Raw genomic sequence first — 12,613 nt, forward strand, 5'->3', positions numbered from 1 at the left:
GCTCCCGCATGTCGGCACCGCACCCGCTCAACCAGGCCGTGATCGCCCAGGCCCTGCATGACCTGCGCAACGGCCAGTTGCGCCGCTGCAAGGCCATGGGCTTCGGCGAGGAGGAGCTGGATGCGCTGAAGCACCCCGAACTCGTGAGCATGCTGGTGAATGCCACGGTGTCGTGGTGCTCGGTGTCGGTGAACCAGGAAGTGTTGAAGCGGCTGCTGAGCCAGGTGCACGACGTGGAGCGGGAGATTGCCACGGTGGACCGCATGCTGCGCCTGGGGGCGAGCACGGAGATGGTCAGCAAGTTCTACGGCCTCACGCATCAGGAAGTGGCGCTGCGCCGCAACATTCTCGGGCTGCCCAAGCGCAAGGGCCGGCATCCGGTGCTCGATGAGGCGCAGGACGTGGCCTTGTGGGAGCGCTGGAAGGCCGGCGTCGCCGAGCGCCATGTCGCCCTGACCGACGACATGGCGATGCTGGCGCTGACCATGGACCTGGCCGAGGCGCTGAGCCTGCCGATGTCGGTGATCTGGTCGGCGATACGGAACTGGATCGACCAGGGGCTGGTGTAGCGATGTCCACCGGCGGCGCACCACGGCGCGAAGGCCCTATTGCGCTGTCCGCGCTCTTCGACGAGGCCCTGCAGCACCTTGAGCCGAAGGAACCGGCGCAGGGCACGGCGCCGGCTGCCGACGGTTTCCTCTACAGCGGCAACCGCCATGAGAGCGTGCCGCGCAGGTTGTTCCTCGACCGGCGCCTGACGCCGCTGGAGCGCAACGCCTGGCAGGTGTTCCGCTTGCAGCTCAACGACGACGGCGTGACCGCCTTTCCCACCTACGACCAGCTCCGCCCCTATCTGGCGTCCATGCCCTGTGCGGCGCAAGCCTCGCACGAGACCGTAGCGCGCGCTTTGACGCTGCTGCGGCTGACGCGCTGGCTCAGCCTGGTGCGGCGGCGGCGCGACCCGAAGACCGGCCGTATCCAAGGCAATCTCTACGTGCTGCACGACGAACCGCTGTCGCCCTTCGAGGCGATGCAGCTCGACCCGGACTACCTGGGCTTGGTGAGTCAGGCGCTTACGCACGCCGCGAAGGCGGTACAGATCGTGGGCATGAATTCGCTGCGGGAGATCGCCGAAGACCCGCTGCTCAGCGGGCGCACGCTGCCCACGCGCCTGCAGGTGCTCGCACAGCGCATGGCGCGGCATGGCTGGACGGCGAGTTATCCACAGGAGGGTGCCGGTCACGAATCCGAAGAGGGTCAGGAAGCCCAGCTTCGGAATGGCGCGTACCCGTCTTCGGAATCCGAAGCAGGGCTGGAACCCGCGCAGGACGGCCATCTTCGGATTCCGAAGGAGGACCGTACAGTACGTATGTATCGTATAAATAAAGAAGTACGTACAGTACCGCGCGCGAGGGCCTTGCAGAACCTGCAGCTGCCCGAGCGCTTCCTGCGCTTGAAGGACGAGCAACAGGCCGGTGCGCTGGTGGCGCTGCAACAGGTGGACGAGGCCCAGCGGCAGGCCGTGCTCGACGAATGGGAGGCACGCTGCCGCAACAGCGCTGTGCGCAACCCGGCCGGCTATCTGTTCGGCATCGTGCAGAAGGCGATTCGTGGGGAGTTCAAGGCGTGGGCGGGCGACGGCGCAGCGGCGGTGACACCAGCAGCCCGGCCACCCCCGGCAGCACCATCGCCGGCGCCAGCGCCGGCATCCCCCGAGCTGGCGCGTGCCCACCTGGCCCGGCTGCGGGCGGCGCTACGCGATTCCTGACCGTCCGGGCTATCCCCAGGGGATAGCTGGGACAGACGGCCTTCCGCAGGTGATCCCGTCAGTTCTCTGCCTCGTCTCCGGTGGATTCGCCCCAATAGGCATAGTTGAACAACGCATCCACCTCGGTGAAGTCCGCGAGGCCCAACTCTTGCCGCACTACATCGGCATGCTGGCAATAGCGCGCGTAGTCGTCTGCGCCGACGTTCTGCTTGCTTGGACGGGCGGGATACTCTCTGATCCCGGCCAGTGCCAACCCAGACACCGCGTTCTGGTTCATCACGGCGTATCGCTTGTTGTCCAGTGCGTGCAGTATCTCGGTCAGCAGGTTGATGCCTGCTCGGGGGATGCCCTCGAAATGTTCGTGAAGGACAGTGAAGGCTTCACTAGGTGGAAGGTTGCGCCTGCCCACAATGTCCGCCACCGCTGCGACGAACTTGTCTGGGTGTTCGGCGATCTGGTTCTTGCCTCGGTGCAACCCGCCAGAATGGAACAGGCCGATCAACGACTCGAAGCGGGCCAGAAACCCTCGGCTCGTGTTGCCACGCACGGTAGCCCAATCCTCCAGCATCCGTTTTGCTTGGCGCAGGTTGCTCTTTCGTGTGGCCCTCTGCGCACTGAAACCAAGTTCTGAATTGTCGTTTTTCATCAGTTCCAGGATGCCGGCCATCGTCGTGAAGCTCGGCCTTTCGGCGCGGCTCGCTTCTTGCGCACGCTTCTTGGCCACCTTTCGGCAGATGTCGTGGATGACGTATTCCCGTTCATACGCATCAATACGGGCCTTGGTCGCCGGCACGAGGACTTCATCGGCGATCAGCGCATCGAAGTGCCGAGCGACCGATGCCATCAGCGTTCCCTTCTCATCCTCGATCACGGCCGAGGCTTCGTAGTTGCCATAGAGGCCGCCCTGAGTGAAATTGGCTGAGCCGACGATTACCGAGCATCCCTTGGCGTGCCGGAAGGCGTAGACCTTCGGGTGGAACGTGTCACTGGAATCGCTGAGGTACAGCTTGAGCTTGTGCTTCTCGGTCAGCTTCAGGAGCTTTCGGAGCACAGCGGGCTCGGTCAGATAGAAATCCAGACCGATTGCAAACCGGGCATCCATTCCACGCTCCAGCGCCTTGCGCAGCGGCTTGAGCAGCTTATCCATGGCCGAAACCTTCGCAAAGGCCACCAGGCATTCCAGGCATTCCGCCTGCTTCAGCAGCTTCTCGATCACGTCGCCGTGACCGCGTTCCTCGTTCACCAGCAATCGAACGGACGTTCCCTCTTTCATCGTTTCCCCTCGTTCTTGCGTGCCACAGTCCCCAGCCAGGGGCACCCCGGGGCCATTGTCCGGATCTGCCCGCCGACATCAATTTTCGGAGACCCCAGACCTATCCCCAGGGGATAGATGGAGCAGATGGCCTTCCACCCACCAAGAAACCGGGCGCAAGCCGATTGCGGTTTGTTGACTGACGGTCTTCCGGCTGGTGCCGATGCTGGCGACTCGTTCCCTTACCGCGAGTCGTCACCCATGGCCAATGAACCCCTGCAATTGAATCTCGGGGCGCTGCGTAGCGCGATGTCGCTGACGTTGCACACTCACCACGCCTCCCGTATCTGGCATGGCCGCGCACCGTCAGAAGGACGCGCCGGCATCATCGGCCTCAACGGCTTCATCAGCGCGATGAACAAGATGAAGCGCGGTTCCGAGCAAGACGACCCGTACTCGGACTGGTGGATGCTGCGGGTCGAAGACAAGCTCGCCGACACCAAGACCCGCCTGCAGACCCTGCGCGAGCAGGTGGATCAGGCCTTGGCCGATGTACCCCCGGCGCTGACGCTGGGCGAGAACATGAACGTGCAGCCGGTCAAGCTGCCGCTGTTCGTCAATGCGCAGCTCGGTTTCATGGCGGTGTACCTGCTGGCCGATTACGACGACCTGGCGCGAAAGCTGATCCTCGCCCACCACACCGCGCTGATCGACCGCAGCACCTTGGAGCGCTGGCTCAACGATGGCGCGCACGCGCTGCGCAGCCTGTTCTCGCTGGCCCAGCAGTATCGCTACTCGGGCACGACGCGCGACGACTTCGCGGCAAAGAATGCCGCGGCGCATGCGGCGCTGGAAAAGTTTGGCGAGCTGCCGCAGGACGTGCTGGAAGGCACGCGCCGTTCGCGCTTTGCACCACCCATCGCGCGCCGCACAGGCAAGCCAGGCACACCGGCTGCTGCACCGGCCGCTGATGCTGCTGCTCCGGCCACCAAGGATCGCGCAGCCGATGCCGCGTTGGATGATGAGGATGCCAGCACATGACGGCATCGACCCCGGCAAGCCGACCAGTACGCTTCACGTCGCTGGAACAGGCGGACTTCCAACGTCTGGAACACGCCGGCTACCTAAAAGGCCTTTTACAGCCCTTTAAAGGTAAGGGAAGTCTGGAGACTTGGGCCAACCAGTGCATGGCGCTGCGCGACGACTTGATCGCCCTGGCGCAGCGGCGCGTGCTGCAACAGGCACGGGCCTATCCCTTCTCGCTGCTCGATGTCCAGCTGGCCCAGCAGACCACTGGCGCAGGCACGACTTTCCTGCGTTGGCGCAACCACGATCGTTCCTTGATGGGCGTGGCGCTGTGGGAGTCGCTGCTCGACCGCCCGGCGACGCCGGCCTCGCTGATCGACGACCTGTACGCGATGGAACTGCAACGCATCGCGCTGAACATGCAGATCAGCCTCCTTCACACGCTGGGCCGCCAAGCCCAGGAGTGCGCCAGCAAGGCCGCGCAGGCCGAAGCGGCTTACCTGCGACGTGCCCACGGGCATGCCGCGTCCGTTCCATCCACCACCCCCAAGGAGTCACCATGAGCACGCACTTCGTCGGCGAGGGCAACATCGGTTCTGCGCCGGACTACCGCGAATTCCCCAACGGCAACGACGATCCGCGCCGGCTGCTGCGCCTGAACGTCTATTTCGACAACCCGATCCCGAAGAAGGACGGCGAGTTCGAGGACCGCGGCGGCTTCTGGGCGCCCGTGGAGCTGTGGCACCGCGACGCCGACCACTGGAAAGACCTGTACCAGAAAGGTATGCGCGTGCTGGTGGAAGGCCGTACGGTGAAGGACGAATGGGAGGACGCTGACGACAATGAGCGCACGACCTTCAAGATCGAGGCCCGCCGCATTGGCATCTTGCCGTACCGCATCCAGGCCGTGACCCTCAGCGCCAGGACGCTGGAACCCGAGGCCGCAGTACCGCCGGCGAAGGAAACCAAGGGGACGAAGGCGCCGAAGGAAACCAAGGCCAAGGGCTGACTCCCCGCAGGGGGCGGCTGTAGCAACCGTCAGACGCCCGCCATGCACCAGCTATCCGCCAGGGTGGTCCACCGGTTTCCAGCCGTCCTTCCGAAACGACGCCCCCGTTGCGCCAGCCGTTGCGGTTGCGCGCATGCCGCTGCGGCAACGCATCGCCTGCCGATCACAAAGCGGTGTCCGCGCCAATCGGCTTCCTTGCTGCCGGCATCCGCTGGCCCGGCCAAGCTGGGGCCATCCGATGAACCGTACACTTTTCGAGGAGGCTTCATGCGCGTGTTCCTGTGCGAGAAGCCGTCCCAGGGAAAGGACATCGCCCGTGTGCTGGGCGCCGGCCAACGCGGCAACGGCTGCTACAGCGGTGCCGGTGTCGTCGTGACCTGGTGCATCGGTCATCTGGTGGAGGCGGTTCCGCCCGAAGGCTACGGCGAGCAGTACAAGCGCTGGGCCATCGAACAACTGCCCATTCTTCCCGAGCGCTGGCGTGTCGAGCCCAAGGCGGCGACCGCGGCGCAGTTCAAGGTCGTGCAGCAGCTCGTCGCCAAGGCAGGCGAGCTGGTGATCGCGACTGACGCCGACCGCGAAGGCGAGATGATCGCCCGCGAAATCATCGATCTGTGTGGCTACCGCGGGCCGGTTCAGCGCCTGTGGCTATCGGCGCTCAACGATGCGTCGATCCGCAAAGCGCTGGGTGCGCTCAAGCCGTCCGCCGAGACGCTGCCGCTGTATTTCTCCGCACTCGCCCGATCGCGTGCCGACTGGCTGATCGGGATAAACCTGAGTCGGCTGTTCACACTGCTGGGTCGCCAGGCCGGCTACAACGGCGTGCTATCGGTGGGCCGCGTACAGACGCCGACGCTCAAGTTGGTGGTGGACCGGGATCGCGAAATTGTGCGCTTCGTCTCGGTGCCGTTCTGGGCCATCGAGGTCGCACTCTCGCATGCAGGCCAGACCTTTGTCGCAAGCTGGACACCGCCGCAGGGTAGCACCGACGAAGCCGGCCGTTGCCTGCAGCAGCCTCTGGCGCAGCAGGCGGCGGAACGCCTGCGCGCGGTCGGCACCGCCCAGGTGCTGTCGGTGGAGACCGAGCGCGTGCGCGAAGGCCCGCCGCTGCCGTTCGACCTCGGCACCTTGCAGGAAGTATGTTCCAAGCAGTTGGGCCTCGACGTGCAGGAGACGCTGGACATTGCCCAGGCGCTGTACGAGACGCACAAGGCGACGACGTATCCGCGCTCGGATTCGGGCTACCTGCCCGAGAGCATGCTGGCCGAGGTGCCGGCCGTGCTCGACAGCCTGGTCAAGACCGATCCCGGCCTGCGGCCGTTGATCTACCGCCTGGACCGGCAGCAGCGTTCGCGAGCGTGGAACGACGGCAAGGTCACGGCGCATCACGGCATCATCCCCACGCTGGAGCCGGCCAATCTCTCGGCGATGACCGACAAGGAGTTGGCCGTCTACAGGCTGATCCGCGCCCACTACCTCGCGCAGTTCCTGCCGCATCACGAGTTTGACCGGACGGTGGCGCAGCTCACGTGCGGCGGGCAGTCGCTGGTGGCGGTCGGCAAGCAGATCGCGACGGCCGGATGGCGCCAGGTGCTGGCGGCGCCGGAGCCCGAGGACGGTGACGGCGAGGACGCACAGCGCGGCCAGGCGCTGCCGGCGCTACGTGCTGGTGCAGCCTGCCAGGTCGGCCAGGTCGAACTGAAGGCATTGAAGACGCTGCCGCCAAAGCCCTACACGCAGGGCGAACTGGTCAAGGCCATGAAGGGCGTCGCCAAGCTCGTGACGGACCCGCGCCTGAAGCAGAAGCTGAAGGACACCACGGGCATCGGCACCGAGGCGACGCGCGCCAACATCATCAGCGGGCTGCTGGCCCGCGGCTACCTCTTGAAGAAAGGCCGCGCCATCCGCGCATCGGATGCGGCCTTCACGTTGATCGACGCCGTGCCGGCGGCCATTGCCGACCCCGGGACCACGGCGGTGTGGGAGCAGGCACTGGACATGATCGAGGCCGGCCAGATGACGCTGGACACCTTCATTGCCAAGCAATCGAACTGGGTCGCCCAACTCGTGCAGCAGTACCGCGGCGCAACGCTCGTCATCAAGCTGCCGCCCGCGCCGAACTGCCCGCAATGCGGCGCCCCGATGCGCCAGCGTAGCGGCAAGAGCGGCACGTTCTGGTCGTGCAGCCGCTACCCGGACTGCAAGGGCACGCAGCCGGTCGAAGACGCCGCGGCAGGCAAGCACGGCCCGTCCAACCGTACTTCCGGCCGCACATCCGGCCCACCGCGTCGGCGCCCCAAGGCGAACTGACGCCCACGTCTCCCTCTGCCACGCTGGCTGCTGCCGACGGCGGGCAAACCTCCCGCGCCCCGCGGGACTCCCCAGCGCGCGTTCCCTTCTGCAACGGTGTGCGCGTCCTGCACAGGCCAATCACGGCTTGCAGGGCGAGAAGGTCATTGCTCCGTCGAATCGCGCTCGCCGCGGTTCCGTTGATCGAGGTGTTTCCGTCCATCCACGAACGGTCTCCTGACGCCTTGGCCCGCAAGGCTGCGAGGTGCCAGGAGACCGCTTGCGGTCGACGGTATTCGGTGCCGGAGCCCGCCGGCGGAACAACGGGTTCCCTTTGTGTGTGGATACACGCCAGAGGATGCCGGCCCCAGCCACGAAACGGGCCGGGTGAGATTGCTGACGCAGCGAATGGCTTTGACGACGGCCTGGCCTGCTTGCAGCCCACAGGTGGATTGATTCCTCTCCAGCCGAAGCCTTGCGGGGCTTCGGCGCCTTTGTCGTGGGCGGAAGGATCGTGCACTGCTGCTGCCGGCAGTGCTCGGGCCAAACCGGACGGCGCGCGGTTCCGTTTGATCGGCGACGGCGCGGCGCCGCGCTTCCATCCTTCCCGCATGTGTCGCTGACGGTCGTCAGCACCATGCCCTGGCAGCCCCGGTCTTCAAGGCTGCAACGCGGTTCACCGCGTTGACCGATCCAGTCCGTCTCGCACCGACCACCGCGGACGCGTGTCGCCACGACGCGGGTGCTTTCGATGTTCAACCTTTCGGGAGGTCTCCGCTCCCGACTGGGCGTGGTGCTCCCGGTCTTCAACCACCAGGAAAAAACCATGTCCCTTGCGTTCGCATCGGCACTTTCGAGTGCTGAACAGGCCCGCGCCGAATCCATCGGCTACCAAGCCCTGGCCTACGTCGGCAAGCGCCTGCCCCTGCAGGTGCTCTGCAGCGCAGCCGGCCATTACATCGGCACCGCCGACGCGGATGGTCCGGTCTCGCGCGAGTCGGTCAGCTACTTCCGATCGCACCACGCTGCCGAGCACGCCCTGCAAACTGGCCGCTGGCAGCAGCGCCTCAACCCGTGATGTCCAAACACTAGGAGCCCCCGTCATGAACCGTGCTCTGCCTCAAGAGGTACTTGATCAGATCGAGCTGGAACACCAGCACTTCGCCGCCGCGCCCCAAGCCTTCTTCGAGGCGTGGAAGCGCGGTGTCAACATCGCCGGTGCCGAATGGTTCGGCGACGGCACACGCGAAGGCCTGCAGCGTGCCACCACCAAGTGGGATCTGCGCCCGAACCTGCTGATGCTCAACGACGCCCTCGGCGTCCTGAGCAGCGGCCAGCGGATGTTCCTATCCGCGATGGTCAGCTTCTACAACGCCCGCGAGGGCGGCGCGATGCTCAAGCGTTGCGGCTTCGAGGGGCTGTCCGACCTCGGCGGTCTCGACCTGGAACGGCGCAAGGTCATCGCCGACCTGACGCTTCACTACAGCGGCTGGTGAGCCACACCCGGCACACCACCGTCATTTCATCCCACCCCACGAGGGACATGCGTCCCCACGCGGGGCCATGTCCCTCCTTCTTTTCGCTGGAGCGGCCATGACCGGAATCTTCCCAGCCACTGACCTTCACCGGCGCCGGCTCTCGTCATCACTGATCGGCGTTCTCGATCAATGCTGGCGCCCCCACCGCCGCGCGCTGGCCTTCCTGCCGCATGTCGATCACAAAGAAAATGACTGTGACATCTTCTCCATTCCTACGATAGCTTCCCCTGACAGCGCCGGGCCTTGCCCCGTCGGCGGGTATCGCCGATTGGCATTGATACGTTGTGCCCGGAGGTGGCTGCCGTGCCACCTCTTCGACTGCAGTGCGCATCTCTGAGATGTCCTTGCGATTGCTGTAGGTGACATGGAAGAGGATGTCGGCCCAAGAGTAGCCAAAGAGCTTGTGGAGATGTGCAGAAATCCGCTTGTCGTTTGGCTGCGATGCTTTCAGCGCCTCGAAAACGGTAATGTCTACCCCTCGGCGACGGACCACGAAGTCACGCCTTCCGGCATTGCCCTTCTCTGTGTAACCGCCCGGTGACTGCTCGTGCGCCTGCCAACCCAAACTTCCTTCGAGTCGCGCTTCGACCAACTCGGCGACGATGCCATTGAAGTCGTCTTCATCGAATTCCGTATGCCTGTCGAGCTTGAGGAATGACAGCGTTCGCTGAAAAGCGGCGAGCGCATCCTGAAAGGCTGCCGTCAGCAGCTTCTCCAATGCCAAGGGTGGCCCCATCAGAACTTCTGCCTGCTCCGAAGCGGGGAGCTCCATGAATGAACGCATGGCTGCGCGCAACTGGACCGCCGCCTCCTGTTTGAAAAGCAAGAGGGGAGGCGCGCCAAAGCCGGCCGAATGATCGATGTGGCTCTCGGCCCCGACGAGCAGCGATGCGTCGCCGTAGCGCTCCCTGCCCGACCGAATCAACGCACGGGCACGATCCGGCTCGCCAAGCCTCGCGCTGGCCACCGCCTCGAATGCCGTGCTCTCGGCGGTGCGCTCCGCAGACGCAAGTTCCTTGAGGCGATTCATGGCCTCCCTGGGGCGCCCAACGGCTAGCAGCATGGCTGCGCAATTTGGCACATGGATGGCGCGGGACATGTCGCTGAGTCCCTTGATAGAAGAAATGGCCCGGTCAGCCTCATCGATTGCGAGGCGGGCCATCTCAGCATCCTCCCCGACCACGACACGAAACAGGTTCTCCCCGAGGAGCTTGACCACACGTGCGGCGAGCAGGTTGATAGCGTATGCAGGCAACGGGTGCTGCCGATACAGGCTGTGAAAAATCCCTGCAGCTTTCAAGGCTTCGGGTGGCTCGTTCTTGAGGCACACCAGCGCGCGGAAGAAATCCAGTGTTCTCTGCGCCTCGGCCTGGTGTTCCGGCCGCAGACCGTCTGGAATCTTGGCTGATGCAACCGCATCAAACGTGCCGCTCAGGTAGTGGATCTGCAATTGCTGATTCAGGGTCTGCACGGCCAACGCGGGAAGATTTCTTCCACGTTGCGCTTCTTGGGCCTCTCGCAGATATGCACTGGCAAGCTCAGGAAGCCCTGCATCCAGAAGCGCTTGCCCACGCTCCGACGCTTGTGTGACGAATGCTGCACGGCTAGCTTCGTCGGGTGTCAATACCTGCAACCGGGCAATAATGCGCTCGCGGTACACCGCCGGCACACGGGGCAACAACATCGCCAGTATCAGAGGATCCTCGACCAGCAGGAGTGCCTTTACGAGGCGCTCTTGTTGAGCAGGAACCTCCGGCCGATTCACGGCCTCGATCAAATCTGACTCCAGGCGCGGCCCTTGCCGACCTCGGACCTGGTTGTCCAGCTGGAATGTGAAGGCGTCGACCCGGCCCCTGTCTGGGCGATTACTCGCCCCAGCCTGGATCGCCAAAGCCAATGCTTCGACGAGGTCGCCAGGTACGCTTTCGGGGTAGCCCACCACCGCACGGCTCAGCATTCGTATCTGCTCACGCATGGACAAACCCAGACCCACGACATCGTCCGGTCGACGAGCCAGTTCGTCCTGCAAGTCGAGGGGATAGAAGATCCTGGGTTGGAGGTGGCCGTGATCCATTGCCAGCCGGGCCAGTGCGGCCGCGCCCGTAACGTCTACCCATCGTGTATCGGCCCGTTCCTTTGCATGGAATGCCTTTCGATAAGCAGAAGCCACGGTCTCCGCTTCTGCAGGAGGCAACGACTCACCCACCACGGCAACGGCCTTCAGCATGACCGCAAACTCCAGGGAGGTGGCCTGGGCGCTTGCCATTTCTATAAGTGACTGGCGAACTTGCCGCTTGATATCCACGGGCAGTCCACGCAGGTGGTCGAGGCCGATGGGCAGCAAAGGCACGCCATCACTCCCCCCGCAATCGTGCTCCTGCATCACGATCAGCAAGCGCGCGGATTCAGTCGGAGCTACGTCGCCCTGAACAAGGTGATACCGGAGAACCTCCAGACAGTCCGCCAACAATGACGCTTGCACCGAGTCGGCAGCCTCATTGCGATAGTCCCGGTCGATCTGGAACTGCACATGCCATGTAGCGACCAGGTGGCAGACGAGGCCCGCTGCAGATGGACAGAAAATGAGGTCGGCAAGGACCTGCGGCGCTTGCAAGCAGCAGTCGGTCAGCACGTCGCAAAGCTCAGGATGGCACGTCGCTAGCGCGACCAGTTCCTGCGCCTTCTTGGAAGGGACCGGCCCAGCCTCGACATGCGCCAGCTCAAGCACCAGTACCCTCATGAGCGCACAGAGCGCATGCGCCTCATAGAGGTCGGTTCCGTAGTGAGAGCGCGTACGAGCGAGGACGCGCCCCAGCAGATCAGGCTTCACTTCGATAGGTGCCAGCTCTCGCATGTCCCCGGAGGCACGCAGGCTTTCGGCAACGGACACATGGTCCCATGTGGGGAGATTGGCATTGCGTAGGATTTGAAGTGAAGCCTCCCTGAACCGCTGTGCATCCTGCTCGGACCAAACGGCAGAAGGAATCAGGGGGACCCAATCGAGCACTTCCCAGTGCATGGTCCACGTTGCGAGATCGACTGGTGGCGGGTCATCCCAAAGTCGCGCCGCAATCCAGGTCGGCGTCTGGACGGGCGGCTTGTGCCCCGATTGGGCTCCAGCGACGAAGTAGTCCTCAAAGGTACTTGCACTGGCATGGGCGCCTGGCTGCGCGATTTGATATTTCACGTCGCTCAGCCAGTAGACGAAAGACCGTAGCGCCTCTGCATACGGCACATCGTGCCGAAGGTAATAGTCGCTCAACGCAGCAGCAGGAACTACCCGTCCCTGAATGAGCCGAAACCATCCCCTCGCCAGCGCTTCATCGAAGTCCGGCAGCTCGCCTCCCACCTCCAAGCGAATGCGCATGTACTCCTGCCGTGCCGTCGCTTCATCATCGTTTCGGCTCGAAGTCGTATCCAGCAAAAGCTTGAGCAGATCTACGTCGCCAGGCGCCTCCTGTTCGCCGGACATCAAGCCCATATGAGGACGGCGCATCGAAGGCAATGCAGCGAGTCTTGCGCGTAGCACAGCTCGTGCATGGAAGGATGAGTAGCGCAGGCTTGGAATTCGATTCATTGCTCACGGGCTCTTCGGGCTCTTACCTGTCGGTCGGGAAGGGGCAAAGTACGACTGCATGCATGAATTTGACCACGGCCACCAAGCCTGAGCCAATGTGATTCTCGGTAGCGCACTTAAGGACGATTCCTCGACCGTGCAAGCCTTTACTGGG

At 64.1% G+C, this 12,613-nt stretch carries 10 protein-coding genes; 8 read left to right on the top strand and 2 right to left on the bottom strand.

Going from position 1 to position 12,613, the window contains the following annotated elements; translation table 11 throughout:
• Nucleotides 1–8: 8 nt before the first annotated feature.
• Complete coding sequence (locus tag N879_RS11185) at nt 9–569, top strand: DUF2857 domain-containing protein (protein WP_009461160.1); 561 nt, start codon at nt 9–11, stop codon at nt 567–569.
• A 2-nt stretch (nt 570–571) separates the two neighbouring features.
• On the top strand, nt 572–1,768 hold the full coding sequence (locus tag N879_RS11190; RefSeq protein WP_009461161.1) for an STY4528 family pathogenicity island replication protein: 1,197 nt from the start codon (nt 572–574) through the stop codon (nt 1,766–1,768).
• Between the two features lie 58 nt (nt 1,769–1,826).
• Here the strand turns inward: N879_RS11190 and N879_RS11195 are convergent, their stop codons facing one another.
• Nucleotides 1,827–3,041 (bottom strand): phospholipase D family protein, encoded by a 1,215-nt coding sequence (locus N879_RS11195; protein ID WP_009461162.1) that lies wholly within the window; start codon nt 3,039–3,041, stop codon nt 1,827–1,829.
• A 240-nt stretch (nt 3,042–3,281) separates the two neighbouring features.
• On the opposite strand from N879_RS11195, the gene N879_RS11200 reads away from it, so the two are divergent.
• The 6 genes from N879_RS11200 to N879_RS11225 all read left to right on the top strand — a co-directional run bounded on the left by N879_RS11200 (nt 3,282) and on the right by N879_RS11225 (nt 8,840).
• The gene (locus N879_RS11200; RefSeq protein WP_021446987.1) at nt 3,282–4,061 is read left to right on the top strand and encodes a PFL_4669 family integrating conjugative element protein; all 780 of its coding nucleotides are present in this window, start codon (nt 3,282–3,284) and stop codon (nt 4,059–4,061) included.
• Nucleotides 4,058–4,609 carry a DUF3158 family protein gene (locus N879_RS11205; RefSeq protein ID WP_009461164.1) on the top strand — a complete coding sequence of 184 codons (552 nt, stop codon included), beginning with the start codon at nt 4,058–4,060 and terminating at the stop codon, nt 4,607–4,609. Before N879_RS11200 ends, N879_RS11205 begins: the two co-directional genes overlap by 4 nt.
• On the top strand, nt 4,606–5,055 hold the full coding sequence (locus N879_RS11210) for a single-stranded DNA-binding protein (RefSeq protein ID WP_009461165.1): 450 nt from the start codon (nt 4,606–4,608) through the stop codon (nt 5,053–5,055). The genes N879_RS11205 and N879_RS11210 overlap by 4 nt, the downstream gene beginning before the upstream one ends.
• A 267-nt stretch (nt 5,056–5,322) precedes the next feature.
• On the top strand, nt 5,323–7,365 hold the full coding sequence (locus N879_RS11215; RefSeq protein WP_009461166.1) for a DNA topoisomerase III: 2,043 nt from the start codon (nt 5,323–5,325) through the stop codon (nt 7,363–7,365).
• A gap of 805 nt (nt 7,366–8,170) precedes the next feature.
• Complete coding sequence (locus tag N879_RS11220) at nt 8,171–8,422, top strand: hypothetical protein (RefSeq protein ID WP_009461167.1); 252 nt, start codon at nt 8,171–8,173, stop codon at nt 8,420–8,422.
• A gap of 25 nt (nt 8,423–8,447) precedes the next feature.
• Nucleotides 8,448–8,840 carry a hypothetical protein gene (locus N879_RS11225; RefSeq protein WP_009461168.1) on the top strand — a complete coding sequence of 131 codons (393 nt, stop codon included), beginning with the start codon at nt 8,448–8,450 and terminating at the stop codon, nt 8,838–8,840.
• Between the two features lie 148 nt (nt 8,841–8,988).
• Here N879_RS11225 and N879_RS11230 read toward each other — a convergent pair whose 3' ends face one another.
• Nucleotides 8,989–12,378 carry a hypothetical protein gene (locus N879_RS11230; protein ID WP_152978315.1) on the bottom strand — a complete coding sequence of 1,130 codons (3,390 nt, stop codon included), beginning with the start codon at nt 12,376–12,378 and terminating at the stop codon, nt 8,989–8,991.
• Between the last annotated feature and the right edge of the window lie 235 nt (nt 12,379–12,613).

The organism is Alcaligenes sp. EGD-AK7, assembly GCF_000465875.3.
Taxonomy (GTDB): Bacteria; Pseudomonadota; Gammaproteobacteria; order Burkholderiales; family Burkholderiaceae_B; genus Alcaligenes; species Alcaligenes phenolicus.